Annotated in this window: 21 protein-coding genes and 1 pseudogene; 13 read left to right on the top strand and 9 right to left on the bottom strand. The window is 69.3% G+C overall.

The features are described from left to right. Window positions 1–95: 95 nt before the first annotated feature. The 5 genes from OOK40_RS34570 to OOK40_RS34550 form a co-directional block, all read right to left on the bottom strand. Window positions 96–1,217: an LLM class flavin-dependent oxidoreductase gene (locus tag OOK40_RS34570; RefSeq protein ID WP_266489610.1), complete on the bottom strand. Its 1,122-nt coding sequence runs from the start codon at window positions 1,215–1,217 to the stop codon at window positions 96–98. Between the two features lie 121 nt (window positions 1,218–1,338). Next, window positions 1,339–2,100 (bottom strand): SDR family NAD(P)-dependent oxidoreductase, encoded by a 762-nt coding sequence (locus tag OOK40_RS34565; RefSeq protein WP_266489608.1) that lies wholly within the window; start codon window positions 2,098–2,100, stop codon window positions 1,339–1,341. A gap of 26 nt (window positions 2,101–2,126) precedes the next feature. Then, the gene (locus OOK40_RS34560) at window positions 2,127–3,032 is read right to left on the bottom strand and encodes a TIGR03619 family F420-dependent LLM class oxidoreductase (RefSeq protein WP_266489743.1); all 906 of its coding nucleotides are present in this window, start codon (window positions 3,030–3,032) and stop codon (window positions 2,127–2,129) included. A gap of 149 nt (window positions 3,033–3,181) precedes the next feature. Continuing rightward, on the bottom strand, window positions 3,182–3,817 hold the full coding sequence (locus OOK40_RS34555) for a pentapeptide repeat-containing protein (RefSeq protein WP_266489607.1): 636 nt from the start codon (window positions 3,815–3,817) through the stop codon (window positions 3,182–3,184). 37 nt (window positions 3,818–3,854) lie between these two features. Then, window positions 3,855–4,268 (bottom strand): PaaI family thioesterase, encoded by a 414-nt coding sequence (locus tag OOK40_RS34550; RefSeq protein WP_266489605.1) that lies wholly within the window; start codon window positions 4,266–4,268, stop codon window positions 3,855–3,857. 94 nt (window positions 4,269–4,362) lie between these two features. On the opposite strand from OOK40_RS34550, the gene OOK40_RS34545 reads away from it, so the two are divergent. Further along, complete coding sequence (locus OOK40_RS34545; protein ID WP_266489603.1) at window positions 4,363–4,845, top strand: HIT family protein; 483 nt, start codon at window positions 4,363–4,365, stop codon at window positions 4,843–4,845. Between the two features lie 49 nt (window positions 4,846–4,894). Here the strand turns inward: OOK40_RS34545 and OOK40_RS34540 are convergent, their stop codons facing one another. Next, window positions 4,895–5,713, bottom strand: coding sequence for a bifunctional 2-polyprenyl-6-hydroxyphenol methylase/3-demethylubiquinol 3-O-methyltransferase UbiG (locus tag OOK40_RS34540; RefSeq protein ID WP_266489600.1), 819 nt, complete (start codon window positions 5,711–5,713; stop codon window positions 4,895–4,897). A 57-nt stretch (window positions 5,714–5,770) separates the two neighbouring features. Here OOK40_RS34540 and OOK40_RS34535 point away from each other — a divergent pair, with 57 nt between their 5' ends. The 3 genes from OOK40_RS34535 (at window position 5,771) to OOK40_RS34525 (ending at window position 8,154) form a co-directional block, all read left to right on the top strand. Beyond that, window positions 5,771–6,499: a GntR family transcriptional regulator gene (locus OOK40_RS34535; protein ID WP_266489598.1), complete on the top strand. Its 729-nt coding sequence runs from the start codon at window positions 5,771–5,773 to the stop codon at window positions 6,497–6,499. Between the two features lie 171 nt (window positions 6,500–6,670). Further along, window positions 6,671–7,117: an ATP-binding protein gene (locus OOK40_RS34530; RefSeq protein WP_266489596.1), complete on the top strand. Its 447-nt coding sequence runs from the start codon at window positions 6,671–6,673 to the stop codon at window positions 7,115–7,117. 158 nt (window positions 7,118–7,275) lie between these two features. Beyond that, entirely contained in the window at window positions 7,276–8,154 is an 879-nt protein-coding gene (locus OOK40_RS34525) for a hypothetical protein (RefSeq protein WP_266489594.1), read from the top strand. A 74-nt stretch (window positions 8,155–8,228) separates the two neighbouring features. On the opposite strand, the gene OOK40_RS34520 is transcribed toward OOK40_RS34525, so the two are convergent. After that, complete coding sequence (locus OOK40_RS34520; protein ID WP_266489593.1) at window positions 8,229–9,455, bottom strand: amidohydrolase family protein; 1,227 nt, start codon at window positions 9,453–9,455, stop codon at window positions 8,229–8,231. Between the two features lie 234 nt (window positions 9,456–9,689). Here OOK40_RS34520 and OOK40_RS34515 point away from each other — a divergent pair, with 234 nt between their 5' ends. From OOK40_RS34515 to OOK40_RS34475, 9 genes and pseudogenes are all read left to right on the top strand, one after another. Then, window positions 9,690–12,638: a BTAD domain-containing putative transcriptional regulator gene (locus OOK40_RS34515; protein ID WP_266489590.1), complete on the top strand. Its 2,949-nt coding sequence runs from the start codon at window positions 9,690–9,692 to the stop codon at window positions 12,636–12,638. 406 nt (window positions 12,639–13,044) lie between these two features. Next, complete coding sequence (locus OOK40_RS34510; protein ID WP_266489589.1) at window positions 13,045–13,335, top strand: hypothetical protein; 291 nt, start codon at window positions 13,045–13,047, stop codon at window positions 13,333–13,335. Window positions 13,336–13,621: 286 nt separating this feature from the next. Further along, a pseudogene (locus tag OOK40_RS35385) lies at window positions 13,622–14,413 on the top strand (ATP-binding protein); the annotation flags it as partial. A gap of 652 nt (window positions 14,414–15,065) precedes the next feature. Continuing rightward, window positions 15,066–15,488 carry a roadblock/LC7 domain-containing protein gene (locus OOK40_RS34500; protein WP_266489587.1) on the top strand — a complete coding sequence of 141 codons (423 nt, stop codon included), beginning with the start codon at window positions 15,066–15,068 and terminating at the stop codon, window positions 15,486–15,488. Further along, window positions 15,485–15,844 carry a DUF742 domain-containing protein gene (locus OOK40_RS34495; RefSeq protein WP_266489585.1) on the top strand — a complete coding sequence of 120 codons (360 nt, stop codon included), beginning with the start codon at window positions 15,485–15,487 and terminating at the stop codon, window positions 15,842–15,844. The genes OOK40_RS34500 and OOK40_RS34495 overlap by 4 nt, the downstream gene beginning before the upstream one ends. Then, on the top strand, window positions 15,816–16,334 hold the full coding sequence (locus OOK40_RS34490) for an ATP/GTP-binding protein (protein WP_266489582.1): 519 nt from the start codon (window positions 15,816–15,818) through the stop codon (window positions 16,332–16,334). Before OOK40_RS34495 ends, OOK40_RS34490 begins: the two co-directional genes overlap by 29 nt. Before the next feature lie 2,263 nt (window positions 16,335–18,597). Then, on the top strand, window positions 18,598–18,750 hold the full coding sequence (locus tag OOK40_RS34485; RefSeq protein WP_266489580.1) for a hypothetical protein: 153 nt from the start codon (window positions 18,598–18,600) through the stop codon (window positions 18,748–18,750). A gap of 619 nt (window positions 18,751–19,369) precedes the next feature. Then, window positions 19,370–19,693 carry a hypothetical protein gene (locus OOK40_RS34480; RefSeq protein WP_266489579.1) on the top strand — a complete coding sequence of 108 codons (324 nt, stop codon included), beginning with the start codon at window positions 19,370–19,372 and terminating at the stop codon, window positions 19,691–19,693. Between the two features lie 1,301 nt (window positions 19,694–20,994). Next, window positions 20,995–21,186 (top strand): hypothetical protein, encoded by a 192-nt coding sequence (locus OOK40_RS34475; protein ID WP_266489577.1) that lies wholly within the window; start codon window positions 20,995–20,997, stop codon window positions 21,184–21,186. A gap of 1,476 nt (window positions 21,187–22,662) precedes the next feature. Here the strand turns inward: OOK40_RS34475 and OOK40_RS34470 are convergent. Next, complete coding sequence (locus OOK40_RS34470) at window positions 22,663–23,274, bottom strand: hypothetical protein (RefSeq protein ID WP_266489574.1); 612 nt, start codon at window positions 23,272–23,274, stop codon at window positions 22,663–22,665. 959 nt (window positions 23,275–24,233) lie between these two features. After that, window positions 24,234–24,530, bottom strand: a 297-nt coding sequence (locus OOK40_RS34465) for a hypothetical protein (protein WP_266489571.1), incomplete at its 5' end; no start/stop codon positions are given.

Genomic DNA, 24,530 nt, shown 5'->3' with positions numbered 1-24,530 from the left:
GCCGGCGATTGAGGCGCGGGGGTCCGGGGGCAGCGCCCCCGGTTACGGGAAAGGGCGGGGCGGGGACAAAGCCCGCCGCAGGCGCCGCGGCAGCCTCAGCCCGCCGCCCCGCGGAAACGCGTCGTCCGGTGCACCGGATCCGTGTCGATCTTCGGGATCACGTGCTCACCGATCAGCCGGATCGACTGCAGCGTGTCCTCCCGGGAGATCCCGATCGGCATCCCGAACGACAACTGGTCCGCCCCCGCCTGCTCCCACCTCTTGCACTGGCGGAAGACCTCGTCCGGATCACCGCAGATCAGCAGCTCCTCCGCGATGAGCAGCTCGATGATCTCCTCGTTGAACTCGGGCAGGGTCTCCGGCCACACCGGGAAGCCCTCGGGCCGCGGGAAGGTGTCGTGGTACCGGAAGACCAGCGACTGCAGGTAGTGCAGCCCGCCGCCCGCCGCGATACGTACCGCCTCCTCGTGCGTCGGCGCGCAGATCGCGGTCGACGTCACCATCACGTTGTCGTTGACGAAGTCCCCGACCGGCTCGGCCTCGATGATCGCCGTCTTGTACTGCTCCAGCACCCACTCCATGTCGGAGACCTTCTGCACGCTGAAGCCGAGAACGCCGAGGCCCTTCTTGGCCGCCATGGCGTACGACGGCGGCGACCCGGCGGCGTACCACATGGCGGGGTGGGACTTCCCGTACGGCTTGGGCAGCACCTTGCGCGGCGGCAGCGACCAGTGCTTGCCCTGGAAGCCGACGTACTCGTCCTGAAGCCACATTTTGGGGAACTCGGCGATGGTCTCTTCCCAGAGTTCCTTGGTGTAGTTCATATCGGTGACGCCCGGTATGAACCCCAGGATCTCGTGCGAGCCCGCCCCGCGCCCGGAGCCGAACTCGAAGCGACCCTCGGAGAGATGGTCGAGCATGGCAACCTTCTCGGCGACCTTCACGGGATGGTTGACGGGCGCCAGCGGGTTGAAGATGCCCGAGCCCAGATGGATCCGGTCCGTCGCGTGCGCGAGGTAGCCGAGGAAGACATCGTTGGCCGACAGGTGGGAGTACTCCTCCAGGAAGTGGTGCTCGGAGGCCCAGGCGTATTTGAACCCGGATTTGTCCGCCTGGATGACGTACTCGGTCTCCTCCATCAGCGCCTTGTGCTCGGCGAGCGGGTCGGTCTCGGCGCGCTTGCCGACGTATCCCTGTACAAAGAGCCCGAATTCCAAGGGGGTTCACCACCGTCCTGATGTTTCTGACGAACCGTCAGATCTGGATGTGCCCGACTGTTCCACCGCGCGGGTGAGCCGTCAATAGCTGACGCATCGTCAGGCCCGCCAACGGCCCCGCTCAGAAGAGGCTCACTCCGGCCAGCCAGCCGCCGTCGATGACGAAGGGCTGCCCGGTGATGTACGAGGAGTCCTCGCCGCTCAGGAAGAGCGCGAGCCGCGCCACCTCCTCCGGCAGCCCGACCCGGCCGAGCGGCACGAGCGTCTGGTACAGCGCGCCCACCGCCGCCGGGTCCACGCCGTCCGGATTGCTCATCGGGGTGTCCACCGCGCCCGGGCAGACCGCGTTGACGCGTATCTTCTTCGCGGCCAGCTCCAGCGCGGCGACCCGGGTCAGGCCGAGGATCGCGTGCTTCGTCGCGGCGTACGCACCCACGCCCGCCATGCCCGTCAGGGCCGTGTACGAGGCGGTGTTGACGATCGTCCCGCCGCCGGCGGCCTCGATCTCGGGCGCGAGGGTGCGGATGCCGAGGAAGCAACCGATCTGGTTGACCTGGATGACCTGCTGGAACTCCTCCAGCGGCGTGGAGACCAGCTCGTTGAAGCGCAGAATGCCCGCGTTGTTGACCAGCCCGTCGATCTTCCCGAACGCGTCCTTCGCGGCGGCGACGGCGGCGGTCCAGTCGTCCTCCCGGCCGACGTCGAGACGGACGTACACGGCGGTGCCCTCGCCCAGCTCCTTGGCGAGGGCCTCGCCCTGGTCGTCGAGCACATCGGCGAGCACCACCCTGGCGCCCTCGGCCGCGAAGAGCCGCGCCTCCTGTTCGCCCTGGCCGCGCGCCGCGCCGGTGATCAGGACCACGCGTCCGTCGAGCTTTCCCATGCCACTCTCCTCGGTTCAGGTGCGGGTCAGTTCAGGTGCGGGGCCACGTCGGTGCCGAACGCCGCGATCTGGTCCGTGAGCTCGCTGCGGCTCCGGCTGCGGAACCGGACCTGGATCTGGTGCACGCCCATCGCGGCGTAGGCGCGCAGCGACTCGGCGATGGCCTCTGGCTTTCCGCTGACGGTGCGGCGTCCGATCTCCCAGTCCGCGTCGCCCACATACAGCGGCTCGGTGATCGCCCCGATCTCGATGGGCGCGGTGATGCCCGCCGCTTCTCTCAGGGCCTTCAGCTTGGCGATCTGGTCGGGAAGTCGCGTACGGGGGTCGCCCTGGGGCAGCCAGCCGTCGCCGCGTACGGCGGCCCTGCGCACGGCGGCGGCCGAGGAGCCGCCGACCCAGAAGGGGATCCGGCGCTGGGCGGGCCTGGGCCGCTGCCCGAGCCCGCTGAAGGAGAACCGCTCCCCGGCGAACTCGGGAAACTCGTCCTCGCCGAGTGCCGCCCTGAGCGCGTCGATCGTCTCGTCGAGTACGGCCCCGCGCGCGGCGAAGTCGACGCCGAGCGCCTCGAACTCCTCCTGGACATGCCCGGCCCCGACCCCGAGGATCAGCCGTCCGCCGGAGAGATGGTCGAGGGTGGCGTACTGCTTGGCGCTCACGAGCGGGTGCCGCAGCCCCACGACGGCGACATGACTGAGCAGCAGCACACGCTCGGTGATCCCGGCGAGGAAGGAGAGGGTGGCGACGGGGTCGTACCAGACGGTGGACATGGCATCCGCGAGCCGCCGCGGGATGGCGACGTGATCACAGGTCGCCAGATACGCGAACCCGGCCCGGTCGGCGGCCCGCGCGATCTCGGCGAGATCCTCGGCGCCGGCGGCGGCCTCCCAGGGCTCCGCGTAGATGGTGCTCTGCGACTGGACCGGGAGCTGCATTCCGTACGAGAGCTGCCCCTTGGGCAGTACCTGCAGGTGCACCGTGCGCCTCCTCCGCCTTGACCTGACGAACCGTCAACCGGCTGGACGGGGCCTATCGTCGTACCTGACGATCCATCAGACAAGAGGTGCGCGGGCGGCAACCGGTCTCAGGTCACGTCGAACCCCAGCGCGGTGGCGATGACGGCGGCCTGCTCCAGGTCGATCTTCGCGCCCGCGAGCTCCACCGTCAGCGGATCGAGCGCGGAGAGGTCGCTGCCCCGCAGATCGGCACCTATGAGCTTCGATCCGTGCAGCAAGGCCCCGGACAGATCTACCCCGATGACGCTCGCCCCCTCCAGCCGGGCGGCGGTCAGATCCGCCTCCCGCATCCGCACGCCGTCGAAGACGGCCTTGCGCAGATCGGCACCGGGCAGCCCGACGTACGACCAGTCGCCGCCGGTCACGGAGATGAGGCTGAACGTGCACTGCTGGAAGAGACTCCCGACGGCCTTGCACTGCTCGAAGCGGGTGTCGAAGAAGGAGCACCGCTTGAAGGTGCAGTTCGTGAAGGCGGCATTGGTGTGCCGGGAGGCGTTGAAACGCACCCCGGAGAAGGTGCACTCGTCGAAGATCCCGCCGTCGTTGACGACCTCGGTCCAGTCGGTGTCGTAGAAGGTGTGCCGGGTGAATCTCTGTCCGGACAGATCGCGTCCGTACCAGTCCTCGTCCCTGATGACGAGGTCCTGGTCGGGGGGCTTCTGCGAGAGGGGGTCGGCGTTGGCTCGCTCGCGTCTTTTGGACATGCTTCCGATTGAACACCGGGGCACTGACAACGGCCTCTCAGCCGAGCAGGGCGTAGACCGTGCTTGCCCGCGCGACCACGTCCGGCGATCCTTCGGCGGTCATGGTGATGTCCGCGAACGCCATGCGCTTGCCGAGCTTGGTGATCCGGGCGTCGACCAGCACATCGGCGTCGAGGACGGCCCGCTGGAAGTTGGTGGACTGCTGCACCGTGGTCATCGGCCCGTACACCCCTCGCGCCGAGGCGACCGCGATGACGGTGGCGGTATCGGCGGCGGCCATGAGCGCCTGCCCGGACATGCCCCCGCCCTCGCGGGCCAGCCGGCCGGACCAGGGCAGCCGCAGCACGGCATGTGTCTCTCCGGTCTCGACGACCGCGAGCCCGAGGTCGAGCACCCAGGGGGCGAAGTTGTCGGCGAGGATCTTTTCGGCGTCGGCGAGCGAGAGCGTCATGCCTCGATGGTGACGTCGGGCCGGGGCTGCGACAACACCACACCCGGGCGAACGGGGTCACCTGACGCCTTACTCGAACTGGGAGGAGTGCACCATGCAGGCTGAGGACTGGCGGGCGGACCGGATCGGAAGCGCTTTGCGAGGCGAGAACCCCACCGTCCTCAGGCGTCTGGATGCGGGTTTCGCGGTGATCGGAGACGTCCAGTTCCTCCCTGGATACTCCGTGTTGCTGACGCAGGACGCGACTGCGCAGCGACTGTCCGACCTGCCGAGGGCCGAGCGGTCGGCCTTCCTGTCGGACATGGATCTGCTGGGAGAAGCGGTCGAGCGCGCGTGCAGGAGCCTGGACTCTGCTTTCCGCCGGGTGAACCTTGAGATTCTCGGCAACACCGATGGCTTCCTGCATGCGCATGTGTGGCCGCGATTCGCGTGGGAACCGGCCGATCTCGTCGGCATGCCGGTGTGGCTCTATCCGCGCGAACGATGGAGCGACGAGCAGTTCGCACTTGGTCCGCAACATGATGCGCTGCGGGAGGCGATCGGCCGGGAAGTGGACCAGCTGCAGTCCACGCGCTGACGATGGCAGGGTGCGCCGGACCGAGACGTAAGGCGCCGGGCTTCCTCCTTCAGGGGGCGACCGCGGTCGCGAGCATGTGTGAGCTGGAGGCGAGGAGAGCGGGGTACGGCTCGGCGAGCCTGGCGGACTCCAGTGCCGCCGCGAACATCGGCGACCCGGCAAGCGGTTCGCCGGTGTGCCGCTCGGTCGCCTTCAGGCAGGCCCACGCCGGTCCTTCGATGCCGTGTACCGCGACGCCCTGCAGCCCGGCGTCGGTCATCTCCTGCTCCAGCCCCTCGGCTGTGTGGAAGTACGCCGCCGTAAACCCCTTGCGGCCCGGCTCATGCCGCCCAGTACGCAGGATGTCCCCCACGGCCTCGCGGACTCGGTCTGTGCCGAGGAGCGTGGTCGCCACGTGTTCGTACAGCGACGCGTAACGGCCGATCGCCGCGGCTGCCACCAGCCCGCCCGGCCGCGCCACCCGCCGGGCCTCGGCGAGCGCCCGGTCTCGGTCCTCGCGCTCCAGCAGGTGATAGAGGGGCCCGAGAAGCAACACCACGTCGTACGATCCGGTCTCGGCCACCAGCTGCCGCGCGTCACCGATCTCCGCAGCCACACCAACGGCCGACGCCTGGTCGATGTGGCGTGGGACGGGGTCGATCAGACGGACCTTGTGGCCGTCCGCGCTGAGCCATTGTGCGTGAACGCCGGGCCCGCCACCCACATCGAGCACCGTGGCGGGCGACGACGGCAAGTACCGCCGGAGGATCTCCTGTGTACGTACGAGTTCGAGCGCGCCATCTGCCGTTGCCGTCAGACGGGTCGCCTCGTCGTAGTTCTCGGTGTAGAAGTCGTGGATCTCGGGTGCGATTTGAGGGGCCGTTCCCATATGAGGGATGCTCCACCGTGACCGGTCAACCTGTCCAGTGAACGGGAGTTCGTCGCGATGCCGACCCTGAAGTACGAGCAGATCGCCGAGTCCCTGCGGCAGCGCATTGCGGACGGCGAGTTCCCGCCGGGTGCGCTCCTCCCATCGGGTCGTGACCTGTGCGAGCAGTGGGGTGTCTCGCGAGCGACGGTGGTCAAGGCGTACGACACCCTCAGGAACGACGGCCTGATCGTTGCCAGGCAGGGGCAGGGCTTCCGCGTGACCGAGACGCCGCTCGCACGGCCGGCCGGGAATCGCAGGTCGGGCAGTACGCGGGTGACGGGCGGACGCCCCTTCCGCAGGCTCGGTTCCCCAGCGCGAGTGGCACCGCCCGGTGAAATTGCACAGCTGCTCCAACTCGGCCACGGCCAGACGGCGTTGCGACGCGACCGTCTCGTACTCCTCGATGACGGGACGCCGATGACTCTGGTGACCGCGTGGTTCCCGCCCGACGTCGCGGACGAGTGTCCCCGGCTGGCCCAGACGGGACCGATCGCCGAGGGGACGACCCACTACATCGCCCGCGCGACCGGGCGCGCACCGGCGCGGGGCTCCGACCTGACACGAGTACGACTGGCGACGGAAGGCGAGGCGGAACGGTTCGACGAGCGGACACCGCTTGCGGTCGCCGTGGATGTGCATGTCGCGTACGACATCGGGGACAGGCCGCTGGTCGTCGAGGAAGGCGTGACGCCCTCCGAACTCTGGGAGCGCACGGACAACTACCCGATGGGGTCGGCTTCTTGACGATCGCTTGACTGGACCGGTCCACCGGTCCAGTGTGGGGGCGTGGCAGAAGCCGCGCCCCCATGTGCCGTCGAGGGCTTCGTTTCCGGCGCCGTCCGGCCAGGCGAGAAGGAGAACCGTGTTACTCCCCACCACAAGGTCGAATCTCCGGCTCGCAGAGCGGGAGGACTCGTGATCGACGCCGACGCCACAGCGGTCGAGACGGCTGTCATGTACGAGTGGTCCATGGGCTACACGATGGTTCGAGGCTCAGTGGCCCTGGCCCGCGCCCACACCCGTCGCAGGCTGTCTGAGTGGGATTGGCGCGGCGACGCCGACGACGCCGTACTGATCGTCTCCGAGCTGGTGACGAACGCGATCGCCCATGGCCGCCGCGCCAGACATGAGCTACGCCTGAAGCTGGCCATGCTGAAGAGCGGGCAACTGGTCGTCGAGGTGTCCGACCCGGTGGCGGAGTTGCCCAGCCTCGACCGCACCGATGGCCCCGGAGACGACGAAGAGCACGGCCGAGGGCTGCTCGTCGTACGCCAACTGGCGGGAGAGATCCACTGGTTCGCGAGGGAACACGTCGGCAAGACGGTGCGCGTCGTCCTCACCGTCGAATCACCCTCCAAATAGCCGCCGGTGTCCCGGAACGTCCAGGTCCCGCGCCTGTTGACCCCGGTCCGTCCCGGGCGTGTCTCGGGCCCGTAACCGGGTGAGGACCCGCGAACGCTGCCCCGTACTCCCAGGCGCAGGGTCCGGACGGTCCGGAGCCTACGACCAGGGGAGAGAACATGTTCAGCAAGCGCTTCGGAATGATCGCCAGCGCCGCCGCCGCCAGTGCCCTGCTGCTCACCGCTTGCAATGGGACGGACGCCGAGACGGGTGCCGCCGCGCCCGCCTCGTCCCCGGCCTCCGCGCAGGACAGCGCCCAGCAGCTGAACTTCCTGAGCGGTACTGCTCAGCAGAACAAGGCGCAGCCCAAGACCGGGGACTGGGCGAACGACCCGGGCAAGCCCGCTGTGAAGCCCGTGGCGAAGAAGTGGGTTCAGCTGAGCGCCTCCAAGGCGGGGAACCTCGACCCCGTGGTGGTCAATGGCGCGGGCTTCACGCTCTACCGGTTCGACCCGGACGACGCCAAGCCCTCGAAGTCGAACTGCAACGGTGCCTGCGCCGTCACCTGGCCGCCCGTCGTCGTCGCTCCCGGCGGCAAGATCTTCATCGACGGGGTCAAGAAGTCCGACGTCGGCGTCGTCAAGCGGGACGACGGTTCGCTTCAGGTGACGGTCGGCGGCTGGCCCGTCTACCGGTTCAGCAAGGACCTGAAGCCCGGTGACACCAACGGGCAGGGTGTCGGCGGGACCTGGTTCGGCGTGACCCCGGACGGGAAGAAGGCAGGCGCCCCCGAGGGCGGTCAGGGCGGTGGCAAGGCTGCCACCAGCGTCACCCTCTCCGACGAGAAGAACTTCGGCGACCCCTCCGAGGGTCTGGCCGGCTCGGGCTGCAAGAACGTCGGCCGCGACAACTCCGCCTCGTCCCTCCAGGCGTCCGGTTCTCTGAAGATCTGGTCCGAGAAGAACTGCACCGGTAAGTCCAAGGTCGTCAACGGCGATGTCGCCGACCTCAACACCATCGGGTTCGACAACACCATCTCGTCGGTCTTCTTCGGCTGACCGACGCTCCGCCGGTCGGCACCACGCTGATCGACGTATGAACGAGGCCCGCGCCGCACGGCGCGGGCCTCGCGTCATGCCCCCGGCCCCCGCCAGAGTCCCTGTGCCGTCAGGCCCAGCAGCTCGATCGCGTTGCCCCGCACGATCCGGTCGACCACATCCGGCGCCAGGTGGCCCATCTGGGACTCGCCGACCTCCTTCGACTTCGGCCAGGTCGAGTCCGAGTGCGGGTAGTCCGTCTCGTACAGGACGTTCCCGACCCCGATCGCGTCCAGGTTCTTCAGCCCGAACGCGTCGTCGAAGAAGCAGCCGTACACATGCTCCGTGAAGAGCTCCGACGGCGGGCGGTGGACCTTGTCCGCCACTCCGCCCCAGCCGCGGTTCTCCTCCCACACCACGTCCGCGCGTTCCAGGATGTACGGGATCCAGCCGATCTGACCCTCCGCGTACATGATCTTCAGGTTCGGGAAGCGCTCGAACTTGCCGCTCATCAGCCAGTCGACCATCGAGAAGCAGCAGTTGGCGAAGGTGATCGTCGAGCCGACGGCCGGCGGGGCGTCCGCCGAGGTGGAAGGCATCTTCGACGAAGAGCCGATGTGCATCGCGATGACGGTGCCGGTCTCGTCGCAGGCCTGGAGGAAGGGGTCCCACTCGTCCGTATGTATGGACGGCAGGCCCAGGTGCGGCGGGATCTCCGAGAAGGCCACGGCACGCACACCGCGCGCCGCGTTGCGGCGGACCTCGGCGGCGGCAAGGTGGGCGTCCCAGAGCGGGATGAGGGTCAGCGGGATCAGGCGGCCCCGCGCGTCGGGGCCGCACCACTCCTCCACCATCCAGTCGTTGTACGCCCGCACCCCGAGCAGCCCCAGCTCGCGGTCCTTCGCCTCGGTGAAGGTCTGGCCGCAGAAGCGCGGGAAGGTCGGGAAGCACAGCGCCGACTGGACGTGGTTGACGTCCATGTCGGCGAGGCGGTCCGGGACGCTGAAGGATCCCGTCCGCATCTGTTCGTACGTGATGACCTCGAGCCTGATCTCGTCGCGGTCGTAGCCGACGGCGGTGTCGAGGCGGGTCAGCGGCCGGTGCAGGTCCTCGTACACCCACCAGTCGCCTATCGGCCCGTCGTCTCCCTGCGCGCCCATCACCGGGGCGAACTTGCCGCCCATGAAGGTCATTTCCTTCAGTGGCGCGCGGACGATGCGCGGTCCGATGTCCCGGTACTTCGACGGGAGCCGGTCCTGCCAGACGTTGGGGGGCTCAACCGTGTGGTCGTCCACCGAGATGATCTTCGGGAAGGTCTCCATGCGCTCCACCGTAGCGCCGATCTGACGATCCGTCAGCTAGCGGACACCCTGGACGCGCACCGCCGTTGACCCGCAGTCCTTGACGAAGATCACACACGGCCTTCACAGGACCGGGGTTACCACGCAGTCCCGCCGGGGGAGAGCCAGGAGGAGGTGCCCCGCTGCTGACGGGGCCGCCCCGAACAAGGCAGACTGTCGAGGGCGATTCCGGCAGTACGGGGGCAGGGGGCAGCTATGGACCGTGACAGCGGGCCACGCGTACCGGAGCAGCGCGCTCCGGAGCACAGCGGCGTCGTTGACCTGCGCTTCAGCGTGCTCGGCCCGGTACGCGCGTGGCGCGGCGGGGAGAACCTGCCGTCCGGCTCGCCCCAGCAGCGCGCGCTGCTGGCCGCGCTGTTGCTGCGCGACGGCCGTACCGCCACCGCCTCCGAGCTGATCGACGCGATCTGGGGTGAGGACCCGCCCTCCCAGGCGCTCGCGGCCGTACGGACGTATGCCTCCCGTCTGCGCAAGGTCCTCTCCGCCAACGCGCTGGTCAGCGAGTCCGGCGGCTATGCGATTCGGGTCCGCCGCGACTCCCTCGACCTCGCGGTGGCACAGGAGTTGGCCACCGAGGCGGAGAAGGCGCGGGCCGCCGGGGACCGCTGCCAGGCCAGGGTGCTGATCAACAAGTCGCTGGGCCTGTGGGACGGCGAGCCGCTGGCCAATGTGCCTGGGCCGTACGCCGAGAACCAGCGGGCCCGCCTGGAGGAGTGGCGGCTCCAGCTTCTGGAGACCCGGCTCGACCTCGACCTGGAGGTCGGCTGCCACGCGGAGGCGGTCTCGGAGCTGACCGCGCTCACCGCCGCGCACCCCCTGCGCGAGAGGCTGCGCGAGCTGCTGATGCTGGCCCTCTACCGCAGCGGACGGCAGGCCGAGGCGCTCGCCGTGTACGCCGACACCCGCCGGATGCTCGCCGACGAACTGGGCGTCGACCCGCGGCCCGAACTCTCCAGGCTCCAGCAGCGCATTCTGCAGGCCGACGCGGAACTGGCCCGCCCGAGCGAGGAGCCCGCCCCCGCCCCGCAGGTCACCCGTCCCGCGCAACTGCCCGCCACCGTGCCGGACTTCACCGGGCGCGCCTCCTTCGTACGCGAACTGGGCGACCAGCTCGCCACCGCCGAGGGTTCGGTCATGGCGGTCTCCGCGCTCGCGGGCATCGGCGGCGTCGGCAAGACGACCCTCGCCGTCCATGTGGCGCACGAGGCCCGTCCGCACTTCCCGGACGGCCAGCTGTACGTCGATCTGCAGGGTGCGGGCAACCGCGCCGCCGATCCGGAGACGGTGCTCGGCGCCTTCCTGCGGGCCCTCGGCACCGCCGACTCGGCCATCCCGGACTCGCTGGACGAGCGGGCCGCGCTCTTCCGCTCCATGGTCGACGGCCGGCGCGTCCTGGTCCTGCTGGACAACGCTCGCGACGCCGCCCAGATCCGCCCGCTGCTGCCCGGCACCGCGGGCTGCGCGGTCCTGATCACCAGCCGCGTCCGGATGGTCGATCTGGCCGGTGCGCATCTCGTCGACCTGGACGTCATGTCGCCGGAGGAGGCGCTGCAGCTCTTCACCCGGATCGTGGGCAAGGAGCGGGTCACCTCCGAGCGGGACGCGGCGCTCGACGTGGTCGCGGCGTGCGGGTTCCTGCCGCTGGCGATCCGTATCGCCGCGTCCCGGCTGGCGGCCCGCCGCACCTGGACCGTCTCGGTGCTCGCGGCGAAGCTCGCCGACGAGCGCCGCCGTCTGGACGAACTCCAGGCCGGCGACCTCGCGGTGAAGGCCACCTTCGAACTCGGCTACGGCCAGCTGGAGCCCGCCCAGGCCCGCGCCTTCCGCCTGCTCGGCCTGGCCGACGGCCCCGACATCTCGCTGGCGGCGGCGGCGGCCGTACTCGACCTGCCGCCCCAGGAAACCGAAGACCTGCTTGAGGCGCTGGTCGACACCTCCCTGGTCGAGTCGGCGGCGCCGGGCAGGTATCGCTACCACGACCTGGTGCGTCTCTACGCGCGTGCGTGCGCCGACCGCGACGAACAACCCCCGGTGGAGCGGGAGCTGGCCCTTTCGCGGCTGCTCGACTTCTACCTGGCGACGGCGGCGAAAGTGTTCGCGATCGAGCGTCCCGCTGACCGTCTGGTGGACCATCTGGAGCCCACCCGTCATGAGGGACTCCCCCTGACCGACCGCGAGGAAGCCCAGGACTGGTTCTACGCGGAGGCGCACTGCCTGCTGGCCTGCGCACGGCAGGCGGCCGGCGGGGCGCGGCTCCGGGCCGCCGTGGACCTGCTGTGGGCCGCGCAGGATCTGGCGGAGTCCGGCGCGAACTCCAAGGTGTACGAGTCGGTCGCCCTGACGGCGCTCGAGGCGGCACGCGCCGCCGGGGACACCCGCACCGAAGGACGCGTCCGGACCTCGCTGACCAACGTCCATCTGGTGGCGGGCCGTTACGAGCAGGCGGACGAGGAGGCCAAGCAGGCGGCTGTGCTCGCACTCGCCGCGCACGACCCGGCGCCCGTGTACTGGTCCGACAACGACCGCGGCATCATCGCCTTCATACAGGGACGCAACGAGGAGGCCGAGGCCCACCTGCGCCGGGCGAGGGAGGGATCCAGCGCCGACGGGAACCTGCCCGGTGAGGCCAGTGCCCTGTGCAACCTCTCCCGGATCCACGTCGCCATGGGCCGCACCGCGCAGGGCATCGCACTGGCCGAGCAGGGAATCGCGCTCTACGACCGGATAGGACACACGCTCCGGCTGGCCAACGCGCAGTACGCGCTGGGGGTCGCCCTCACCCAGGCCGGTCGCCACGCCGAGGCGCTGGACCAACTGGCGCAGGCGCTGGAGCGGTTCGAGGCGAACCGGCAGCGGCTGTGGGAAGGCACGGCGCACTTCCGTATCGCCCAGGCGCATCTCGCGGCCCGGCGTCCGGCACGCGCCGCTCAGTGCGCCGAGCAGGCGCTCGCGATCGGCTGCATGGGCGGCGACCGTACCCGCGCCAATGTGCTGGTCACCTTAGGCAAGGCGCTGGACAGCCTCGGCCAGCCGGACCGGGCGCGCGCCTGCTGGCGCGAGGCACTGCTGCTGCAGGAGCAGACGGGCGCGCCCGAGGCCCAGGAAGTCCGGGAGTTGCTCACTCCGCTCACCGGCGCGGCCTGAGCGCGCCAGGGAGTGTCTCCACAGCAGCGCCGTCGGCCCGAAGGGCGGGCTTGGCGGCGTCTGGTGCGTGCGATCGCAGGCCGGAGGATGGGGTCCGCCCGCCGCTGATCCAACGCAGCGTGGGGGCACCTCCCGTGCCCACAGGGCTACGGGGGGCATGCGCACCAGGCGCCGCCAGGCAGACGGGTTGTTGAAGACAAGACCTATGCGAGGGCGTTCATCGAATGTTTATGCTCGTCCGACATGCTCAACAGCATTCGATCCGTCGCGTCGGGGGGCAGGCGGATCGGGACCGTCACCTCAGCGGAGGGCGGCAGGTCCACTGGCCTTCTGTCCGGCGACCCTCGGGGGAGTCTCCGGGCAGAAGGCCGCCTTCGGTCATGTTGCACATCCCAAGGGGGACACCATGAGCACCAAAGAGCCGAATCAGGAAGAGATCACCACGATGGGGGACCACCACGCCCCCGCCCCGCCGGCCGACGGCGGTATCACCACCATGGGCGACCACCACGCCCCGGCGCCGCCGGCCGACGGCGGTATCACCACCATGGGCGACCACCACGCCCCCGTGCCGCCCGCCGACAGCACCATCACGACGATGGGTGACCACCACGCGCCTGTGCCGCCCAAGCTGCTGAGCGACGGTGTGGCCACGACCCAGGGCGACCACCACGCCCCTCTCCCGCCGAAGGGCTGATTCAGGACTTCACTCGACGGGGTGCGGCCGCGGCGGCGCGGAGGGGAGGCCGTCGCGGCCGCAGCACGTCCCCACGGGGTCACTCCACCGGGTCGCCAGGATCAAGTGGCGTGAATCCACTTGATCTTGACGAGCATTCAGATACTTCGGCCAGAAGTGATCCTCCCTCGGACAATTCCAAAAGGATCTTCCCTCAAAGCGGTGCGCGACCGGTCGATGGCAGTGTGTACTGTGCGGGTCCTCCCCCGTACGGACCCACCCCCTTGCCTTCCCCGAGGTCGATTCGATGATCGAGATACCGGACCTGGCCGTCGGCGGCCTGGCCGCCGGGACGCTGTCGGCATTCGCTCTGGGGGGCGGGCTGCTGCGTTCCCGTCGTCAACGGGCCCGGCAGCGCGAGGAGATCGCCACCCTGCGCGCCCATCTGGACATCGCGCGGCAGGAGGTCGACCGCGCCACGCAGGCGTTCACCGCCGAGGTGGTCCATCTCGCGAAGCGGCGTATTCCGGCCGAGGCCACCCGCGCCGCGCATCCGCATGTCCAGGTGCCCGGCGCCCTGCACCCGGAGCTCGCCGGGACCGAGCTGGGCGCCGGAATGGACAGCGTGGTTGCCGGGCTGCTGGCCGCGATGGCGCAGGAGCGCAAGCGGGTCGACGCCGCCGCCCGCGCCGGTATGCGCGGTGCCACACGGGAGATCCAGGCCGGGCTCTATCGGCTGCAGGACGTACTCCGCGGGCTGCAACAGCGCTACGACGACCCCGACTTGGCGCAGAACCTCTTCGCACTCGACCACGAGAACGAGCAGTCCCTGCGCCGCGCGCAGGTCGCCGCCGTCGTGTGCGGGGCCTGGGTGGGGCTGGCCCGTGAGGAGTCGCACCTGGTCGACGCGGTGACCGGCGGCCAGTCCCGGCTCGTCGGCTACCACCGGGTCCAGGTCCACAACCACCTCGAAGAGGGCACCGCGCTCGTCTCGCACGCCGTCGAGCCGGTCGCGATCATCGTCGCCGAGCTGCTCGACAACGCGCTGCGGCACTCCTCGCCCGACACCACCGTCGCGGTGAACCTCGAACGCGCCCACCACGGAGTCTCGGTCACCATCGACGACGCCGGTGTCGGCATGGCCTCGGACGAACGGGCCTACGCACAGCGGATGGTGGCCGGGCGCGACCCGATTCTGCTCTCCGAGCTCGGCGACCCGCCCCGGATGGGCCTGGCCGCGATCGGCCAGCTGACCCGGCAGTTCGACCTGTCCGTCGACCTGTCGACTCCCTCGCCCTACGGCGGCGTACGCGCGGTGCTGCTCGTCAAGAACCACCTCCTCAGCCATATCGACCCCACCGAGCGGCCGCCCGCGGCCAGCGCCCCGCGGTCGACCCGCCAGGCAGCCCCCGCCGCGCCCCCCGTACCCGCCGCGCCCCCCGCACCTCCCGCGCCTGCGCCGGAAGCACGCCCGGCCCGTACGCCCGCGCCCGTCGCGCGCGACACCGCGCCCCACTCACACCACGAGGCCTCACCCCTGGCGGCCCGCGCGGGGACGAACTCCCCCGGCGCCGCCGCCGGGTCCGCGCCGACGACCTGCCCGCGCAGGCCCCGCCCGCGCACAGCCCGTCCGCCGCGCCCGAGCCCCCGCCCGCGCGCACCCCCGAGGAGGCCGCCGCCGCGCTCGGCGCCCTGCAGTCCGGAACGGCCGCCGCACGATCCGCCACCGACGCCGAAGGGAACGACCCCCGATGACCAGCCGCGACCCCGGCGACACGGCGTGGGTGCTCGATCCGATCCTTCAGATCCCGCACGTACGGGCTGCTGTCCTGCTCACCAGGGACGGCCTCGTCTCCGGTTACTCCGACGCGCTCTCCCAGCCCTCGGCCGAACGCGTCGCCGCGATCACCAGCACCGTCCAGGGCGCCTGCCGTACCGCCGCCGCGGCCTTCGCCGACCAGGACAGCGCCGTCCTGCGCCAGGTAGTCATCGAGTCCGACCACGGCTACATCCTGGTCGCGCCCACCGCGCACGGCACCTGCGTGGCCGCCTTCGGCGATCCCGAGGTGCGCCTCGATCTGCTCGGCCACCGCGTCCACTCGCAGGTGGCACGGCTCGGCGAGAAGGCGATGGCCGCCGCACCCCGCGGAGCCGATGGCGGCGCTGAGGCATGACCGGCCGCCGGAGCGGCCGCCCCCTGGTCCCCGCCTATCTGTCCACCGGCGGGGTCGCGCGGCCCAGCCGCAACAGCCTGGAGCGCCTCTCGGTGCTGACCGGCAGGGGACCCGCTCCCGCCGAACTCCCCGCCGCCCAGCAGAGCCTGCTGGAAACGCTGGACGGCGGCTCGCTCACGGTGGTGGAGACCGCGGCCCTGCTGGAACTGCCGGTCTCCGCCGTACGCGTGCTCGCCGCCGCTCTGATCGACCAGGGGCTGGTGAACGCCCGACCGCCGGTCCCCTACGCCGCCCAGCCCGACCCTGACCTGTTGAAGAGAGTCGCCGATGGCCTCCGCGCCCTCAAGCTTCAGTGAGCCCACAAGCTCCAGCGGGCTGCATCTGCCGGACAGCGCCCGCGAGCTGGTGAAGATCCTCGTGACGGGCCCCTTCGGGGTCGGCAAGACCACGCTGATCGACTCGGTATCCGAGATCCGCCCGCTGCACACCGAGGAGCAGCTCACCGAGGCGTCCGTCGCCTCGGACGACCTCGCCGGCGTACGGGACAAGACCACCACCACCGTCGCCATCGACTTCGGACGGATCTCGCTGGCGGGCGGAATCGTGCTGTATCTCTTCGGCACTCCCGGCCAGGAGCGTTTCCGCTCGCTGTGGGACGAGATCGCCTACAAGCGTCGCCGGCGCGCTGGCGGTAGACCTGGCCGCATCGACGCACCTGTTCGACGCACAAGCCTGGTGAGCCGGAGTCCCGTACAACGCGGCAGCCCAACTGGCCTCGACCTCCAAGACGACCGAGGAGCAGTTGCGCCGCCCCGGATCTACGGGCTTCCGGTGACCAGATGGTGACCTGCGACGCCCAGGGCCACGGCGCTCCACCAGGACGCGCTGTTTCGCCTGCGGATGGCGAATTCCTCGATTTGCACCACCTCGGCCCTGCCGACGGAGACCATCCGGGTGAACACCTACCCCGCCCTGCAGAAGCCTTCAACCTGTCGGCCCAACCGCCTGGAGAGGGCTTCGCTGCCGAGACCTACGAGCTACTACGCGATCGCCAGGGCGTCCAGGACTGATCTACTGGGCCTGCAGAACTGGCCTCGGCGTCCCCGCGAGCGTCGTCACCGACCGCCGCGCCGCCCTCGATCTGCCGACGACGCCGAGATCGGTCGCACGACCCCAGGCCCTGCAATACCGGTCGCCGAGGTGAATTCCCGATCCCTCGGCATGGATGCGCTGGCGCCCAACGCTCGACGGCGATGCGCACATCCGCTACCGCCGACGCTCTCCTTGACGCTCGACCTGGTGGAGTCAGTACCATCTGCGCGAGCGGAACGGCAAGGTCGACATCCTCGTCTCCCGGTTCGGCCTGCGCCGCGCTGATCTCGTCGCCGACTTCCTGCCTGCCCAAGGAGGCTACGCCGGTCTTCAACAACTTCAGCCTCGACAAGAGCGACGCCCTCGAACGACGCTGGCCGTGCAGATGAGCAGGCGGCGATAGTCCGCAGAGGGCGAGCTCGAGTACGACATGCTCGAACTCATCGCCGGCCAAGAAATGCCGAGCGCGGTGACGACCTCGACCAGCCTGCTGCTCGACCACCCTCGACCTCACCCTCGAGGAGGTCACCTGGCAGGTCTCCACCAGGGCGGGGCCGAGAGCTCGACTACCATGGCTTTCGTCTCCGGGACCGCCTCAACCGCATCCTCGGCAACCGGGCTCACTACCTGGACTTCCTCACCTCGGCGGCCTCGCCTGGCCGCGGACGCCGTCGCCGAGGTGCGCTACGAGACCCGCGCTGCTCAACTACGGCATCCACTTCGCGCGTCATCCCCGAGTCACCGGCGGTGCAAGGGTAACCCGTCGTCGTCTTCCTGGTGCGCCTGGCCACTTCGCGGACAAGGAGTTCGACGGCGCCCTCCGCACCCCCACGCCCCCGCACCGTCGTGGTCCGTTGGCGAACACGGTCGTCCCGTCAAACAGCACACTTCGCTGCGGATCGCCGTACCAGCCATCGAGCCCACCACGCCCCTGACCTGAGCCCATCACCCCCCGCGCTCGGCAATTCGGCGCCCGCCCCTCTTCCACCGGTCGCCTGGGAAGCCCTGCCCGTCAGCTTCACCCCCGTGTCCCCGACCAGCCGAGATCGAGCACATGACCAGGCAACCACCCCCGCGGCCTGGACCTGTTCGGCGCCGACATCCCCGCGGAGAGCGCCTGCTGTGCACTGGGCCCTGCAGCCCGGCCGAACGCCCTGGCGGCATCCCCGCCTGGGCACCACCGGATACGACACCAAGACCCGCGGATCCTCGGCCCTGGACAAGCAGACCCCGTGCTGGCCGAAGTCACTCTTCCCGAGATCGGCGAACACCTCCGCTGATCCGGGTTGGGTGGGCGTGGACATGCCCACGACAAGCCCTGATCGCCGAGCGCCAGCAAGCTTCGTCGCGTCTACGCCGACTTCGCCCACAAGCGAGGACGACGGTACGCCTGCCGAGGAGATCACCGCCGAGCCTGGAAGGCCTGGTAGCGAGGGCGCCCAAGGAAACGGTGGTCGACGTGCGCGCCGGATTCGTTCATCCCCGCCAGCTGATGTGGATGATCTGGTGAACTCTTCGGCGTCCTGGACGACTGGTCGATGACACCGGCCTGGCCGATACCTACTACGTGGACACCGACCTGCTCCTCGAGCAATGGAGCATTCGTCCAGGGCGATCGGCAAGGTGCTGGCCGGCCTATCGCGCAAGAGCGAGCAAGGACGACATGACCACCGAGCTCATCAAGGTCCGCGACGAGCAGCGGACCCGGCCTAGAGTGAACTGCTCTGGACAAGCTGCTGCTGGGTCATCGAGCAGTTTCGACGACGAGCTCAACCATCGGCAACGTGGTCGTCGTGCTGCCGACGCATCCTGATCAGCTCGGCCGCTGTACGCTTGATCAACATCGCGCATCGACGAGGTGCCGCAACCACCTTCCCGCCTGGTCTGCTGCGCAGATCGGCTGTCACCGACATCACGACGAGGGCGTGACGATCCCGGCGGGGACGCGATCGTCACTGGACGGCAAGGTGCCGCGGTACGACCCGTCGCGGCTACGAGGACGACTCCACTGAGCTCGATGCGGCATGCGCGGACGACCACCTTCGCCTTCGGCACCGGGGTCCACCTGCTGATCGGCGCGCCACTGGCCCGCATGGAGGCGGCGATTGCGCTGCCGGGCGAAGCAACGGATCTGCTTCCGGACCTCGGCTGGCGGCGCGAAGCTGGATGAACTACCGTTCATCGCCTACGGCTGGTGATCCATCCACCGCCTGACCGGCCCTGGTCGCCTGGAAGCGAAGGTCCGGCCCTGCCGCTATTCCAGCGGCCGGCCGGCGGGCCAAGGGGGCAGCGCGGCGTGATCGCCGCGTGGCACCTTCGGCGTCGCGCGTTCGATGACGGCAGGTCCGCTGGCTGTGCGGCACCGAGTGCTCCTGGTAGTCCTGAAGCACAGCTCGCAAAGCTTGCCTCATCGGTAGATGAAGCCGCTCTCGGGTGCATGGACTACATCGCCTCGATCACTTCCAGCACGCCGACACTGTGGCTCAGGCCGACGTTCGTTCGGCGAGGCTGGCCGCCGGTGCAGGCACTTCCTGGAAATCAAGGCCGGATACATCACCCTGGGTCGACACACCGCAAGTGGAGCGCAGCAGGCCGCCGGCGGGAACAAGCTCGGCAGCAGGAGACCGACGACATCTTCGAGGCCGATCGAGAAGGACGAGCTGAGCCGGCATGGAGGACGCCAGTTCGAGCGCACGCCGGGGCGCTGGGCAGGTGCTCAGGCCATCCGAACCTTCATGAACACAGCCAACCCTGTACCTGGACGTTGTCGAGGTCAAGGAGATCGAGGCATGGACATTTCCTGGCCGCACCGCCTGGCCGAGGTGACCGTATCAACCCTGGACAGCGAGCGCACCGAGACGGTATATACCTTCGGGGGGCCACCGACCCACCTCGCGACCATCCCGCCCCAGTTCGACAACCTGACCTCGAAAGAAGATCCCGGATGGACAAGGCGATCCTCCGAGGGCAGGGCCATCCTCCGGCACGGCGACGTCGGTGGGACGCCAACGGCGAAAAGCAAGCTGCACCGTATCTCCTCACCGGAAACGGTGTTCCCGCCTGCCAGCGTGGCGATCCGTGAACAGCTGGCGGCGCGTGGAGATCGATCCTGACCGCCGACCGCGAGATCACCCTGGAGGACGCCCACGATACCATGCCGGCGGTTGGCGGAGCTGGTCTTCCCTGCACAGCCGGCGCCCAGCGGCCGCGCCTGGTGGCGGTATGTGGCGACGTCGAACTGGTGACCCGACGACCTGGCGACCAGGTACCAGCACCGCCGTAGGCCACGTCGCCGGAGTGCTGCCTGTAGCGCGAACTTCCCGGCGCAGGCGCCCGGACGTCCCAACCACCCCGCCCACCAGGACTGCGGGTGGGTCACGTGGGGCCTGCGGATTGCTCGCTTCGCCCAGGCGGAGGCGCCGATCGGTGGCCGACCTGCGCCGACCTCGCCGAGGAGGCCCGCGCTCTCCCATGTGACTGATGATGCCTTCGCGTCTTCTCGAGGTCAGGCGCGGGTGACGTTGTGCAGTCCTGCTCCTTGCCAGGTCGCGCGCTCGTCCCACGCCGTCGAAGTTGCGCGCGAAGCCCACGTACTTCTTCGGCGAGACCGAAGGTCACCACCGGTCGCCACCAGTCGGGCGCCCTGGCGGAGACATCTCGCCCTGCTGAATCGCGCCGGGCCGGCTGCTCGCGAGTACTGGTCGTAGCCGATCAGCAATCGCATGGCCAGCGCCGAGGTGGTGCACTTCCGCCCGCTGGCGCCACCGGCGTCGTCGCCAGGAAGTGCCAGGAGCAGGGATGGCCGGCCTGGTATTGTCCGTCCCGGCCTTGGCCGTGGACGCGGGCGTTCAGCGGGCGTGCAACGCGCCGGCAGGTGGGGAAGGCGGTCCAGGGTCACAAGCCCCATGGCTGCTCCAGGCCCTTTTCGGCCTGTCCTCGCCCGTGTGGTACAGTGGCCACGCCGATCGGTTCCACGTCATGCCCATCCGACCGCGCCGTGTCGGTCGTCCTTCTGTTCCGGCCTCTGCCAAGGACAAGAATGGACCTGTCCCAGGAACATCGGCGTCAAGGTCCCCGTATTCGCGGCGGTCGTCATCCTCGCCGAGCAGGTGCGGCGGCCTGGCTGCTGTCGCGGCGCCGATACGCTCTACCGTTCGTGGACGTCGAATTCCTCGAGGACGCCAACCTGACCTGGTCGACCGCAACGCCGCCGAGTTCAGGCGCCTCCTCCACGACCCTGATCGAGTCAACCGCAGCCTTGAAGGCGACCAAAGTCGAGTGGGAGAGGGGGTGACTACAAGAACGGCAAGAGCACCGAGGAAACCGAGGTCATGGCCACGCGAGGCCGACGATCACCCCACCGCGCGAGCCGCAGGAGCCCCTGCAGCAGGGATGACCGCGCGACACGACCGGAGTGCTGGAATTCCTCGCCGAGCTGACCGTCGACGTGATCGATCCGGAAGAGGTGCTCGAGCGCTACTACAACCAGACCGGCGCTTCTACTACGGCGACGCCCTCTGCTCAGTCCGAAGCGAGGAGAGCAACGCCGAGACCGGCGGCGCGCGGCAGCCAGTCGATGATCGACTACCAGGAAGAACCATCCTGACCCTGGACAGCCCTGGAGATGACCTCGACCGCCGTGCTCGAGGCGAGGCGAGCGAGAACCGAACGTCCAGCCGCCAGATCAGGCCCTGGGCATTGATTCCGATCCCAACCATCGGCGCAACGTCGGATTCCGAGACGGCTCATGCACAGGAACGCCGACGGGGTTGAAGCGGCCAGGGCAATGGCCTTGGTTGCCCTCCAACCTGACGGCCGCCGCGACAGAGCATCTCCGGCAACAAGGAGCTCATCAGGGCCGCGCGGACGCCGCCTCCCACCCGATGGGTCGCAGGAACTACGTCATGAAGGTGAAGTCGAAGGCGACCCGGGGTGATCATCGACATGCCGCATACGAGGACGCAAGCTGCTTCCTGGAGAAGCGAGGACCCCGACTACGCTGATGGGCCGCCATGGGCCATCCAGGGTCCGCCGCGCCGCCGAAGTACTTCTCGGGTACGACCCGGCACAACCTCACCGACATGCAGCGCAGCGCCGTGGTCGACGACATGGAACCCCGCGAAGAACATCTGCGCCTCACCTCGCCTGGTGATCGCCGAAGCGGCCGTGCCCGAGATGACCCGCGCCCAGAGGAAGCTGCAGCCCGCTGGAGAACGGCAAGCCCTGTACTTCATCTCGTCCTCGAGTGATCGGGTTCACGACGCGTCCGGCGCCGCGCCTTCAACGCGCCCTGAGCTCCGTCTTCGACCTTCCCGCCTGCTCCGCGCAGGCCCTCTACGAACTTCAACGCCCTGCAACCTGGTCTACCTGCGCGAACTGATGCCGCGAGATCAGGGCCGTCTGCCGCCGCCTGCGCCGCCCTGTTGCAACGTACGCCTTGCCCACCTCGTCAGCTTCGGCACCAGGTGCTGATCACCGTTGATGTCCGCGATGTCCGGGGTGGTGCGCCGAGGAAGCGCTCGACTCGCCGGTGCCGCGCGGAAGCCGCCGACGAACATAACCGATCCGGTCGCGGTGGTGATCCAGATTGCCGCCCTGGTCCAGCACCCTGGTCATCCCCTGTCCGTGCCAGCCGTCTCCTCGTGATCGCCTTCGCCGTCTCGTCCGGGTCCTCGAAGTAGCCCTGTACTACGCCAGGCCGGCGCAGAAGGCGGCATCTCCTGCCGGCTCGCTGGTGTCGCCGAGTGGATCTCAGGTGCCGGGAGATCGCCCTGGCCCAGGTGTCGCGATGTCCTGGAGGCCGCCGGCGGTACGGCGACGATGCCGCCGCCCGAGAGGCCAGCGCGACGGTGGCCGATGCAGTTCATCAGCAGCCGTCGACGAGCTGAGCGGCACGACCGCCGCACACCTGCGGACATCGGCACTGTCGAGCGCGTCAGATCGCCGGACGGCAGCCGGATGCATCGAGCAGGACCAGCAGCGCCGCGGTCCCGGCAGCAGTTCGAGATGCGCTCGACGACAAGCGGCTGGAGTACCAGGTCGACGTTGAAGACGGGCTGGTGCAGCATCCACGCGCGCCAGGTCAGCGATGCCAGGCGATGATGCCCTGTTCGGCATCCTCAGCAGTGGTGATGGGTTCCGATGACCAGGAGAAGGTCACCCCGCAGTCCGGCGAGAGCTCGTCTATCATCGTCGTGTTGCTTTGGTAACGCATGGTGATGCCCTTGGGGCGGCCGGTGCCCGAGGTAGATGATGTCGGAGGGGCCAGATCGATCGGCCTGGTGTACGTCCGCGCTGCACGCCGTCGCCGCCCGCCAGGGAGTTCTTCCAGGTGCGCAGGAAGCCCGGGCAAGGTCGGCGAGGACCACCACCTGCTCCAGATGCGCGTCCATCTGCGCGCTGCAGGAAGTGACGAGTGCTGGTAGTGCCGGTGATCGAAGATATCCGGCGCGGCTGCGCGAGTACGGGCGTACAGCTCAGGGTGTTGTAGACCAGCATCGCCCTGCCGTCGCCTGTTGAGCGCCAGGACGATCCAGTCGAGGGTGTTGGGGGCTCGATGCGAGACCAGTCGCCCGGTCGCACACCGGCCGCGACGCGGCAGCGTGCGTTCGATGCGCTCGCCCAGTCGGCGCGTAGAGGCGGCGGCCCTTCGATCACCTTCTTCCCGGTCCGCGTGCACGTTCGGTGCGCTCATGTACCAGCTCGATAAGCTCCACCCAGGTCACGCATCGCAGCTCCTCCGCCGCAGTCCCGTCGGTAGCTTCATCGGGTAGCCGATCACCTGGCCGATGGCCTTCCCCGCGAGCTCTCAAGGACGGTGCGATAGCTTGCAGGACGGATGACGGCCTTCGCGAACACCCCGAATCCAAGACCCCGGCTCGCCGGCCATCCCTACCGCGCTTCATGATTGCGGGGACGCCCGGGAAGTCGGCTTCGCCTCGTACACGATGGTAAGATTGTCGAGGCCGATCGCGAAGGCCGCCGGCGCGACGTGACCTTCTTCTGGCGCGCTGCCATACGGCAGGCGTTTCAGTTACCAGACTTGCCCTCGCCGGGGCGGTCATGACCGGATAGCGAGCGGGGTCGCCCGGCGGTCCCGCGGTGCCGGCTCAAGAAGGACGCCGTCCAGTCGCCCTGCGCAGGATCGTGCGGCTCTTCGGGTTGCTGGTGCTCGCGGACGAGGAATGGCATGTCGGCGCCAGGTGCATCGAGGGCGCGCCAGCCCGCGATCGATTCAATGTCGCCCTGGCCTGGCAAACGGCGCCAGTCCGGTAGAACCCCGTCGTTGAACGGCCGCTGACCGCATGGCAGGCGACCTCGCGCTGATCAGCGAGCCGCTCTTCAGTTCTTCGACAACTGCCTGGAGATCGACGGCGCTGGCCTGCGTCGTCACTGGGCGCCGAGAAGCGCGCCCGCGATCGCCCCAAGCTGCCCATGTCCACTCTGCTTCTTCGCCCAGTCGCCGCTGCCTGCGGCAATACATGGAATGGTCAACTACTTCTGGAACGACGACCTCGCTCACTGACCTGCCTGATGAAGCGCTCGCTTGGAAGATCGCCGACTTCGCCCGTAGATGGACGTCGCCCATTCAGCGATGTCGCCCCGCTATCCTTGCCTTGAGGGAAGCGGCTTTCAGCAGGGTGAGGCGCGCCTTCAGCCGAGGGCGGCGTCCTGGAGATGGTGGTCGCTGCCGCTCACCGGCGGTGGGCTCGAAGTGGTCCACGGCTTCAACTCATCAACGAGGGCGTGGCGAAGCGCGGAACTCGACGCGGCACAGGGGTGTTGGGCGCCGCGATCTGCTCGGTCACGGCGGGCGAGGAGTGCCCACTTCGGCTGTTCGCTGGAGTTGAGCCACACCGGTTTCGAGACGGCGCACCGTTCTTGAGCGCCGCGCAGAGCGAGCTGCGCATCCAGAACTGCGCGGCCCGGTGGCGATGCTTTTCCCGCCGC

The organism is Streptomyces sp. NBC_01481 (assembly GCF_026339995.1).
Classification (GTDB): domain Bacteria; phylum Actinomycetota; class Actinomycetes; order Streptomycetales; family Streptomycetaceae; genus Streptomyces.
This window is presented reverse-complemented; position numbering and strand designations above follow the sequence as displayed.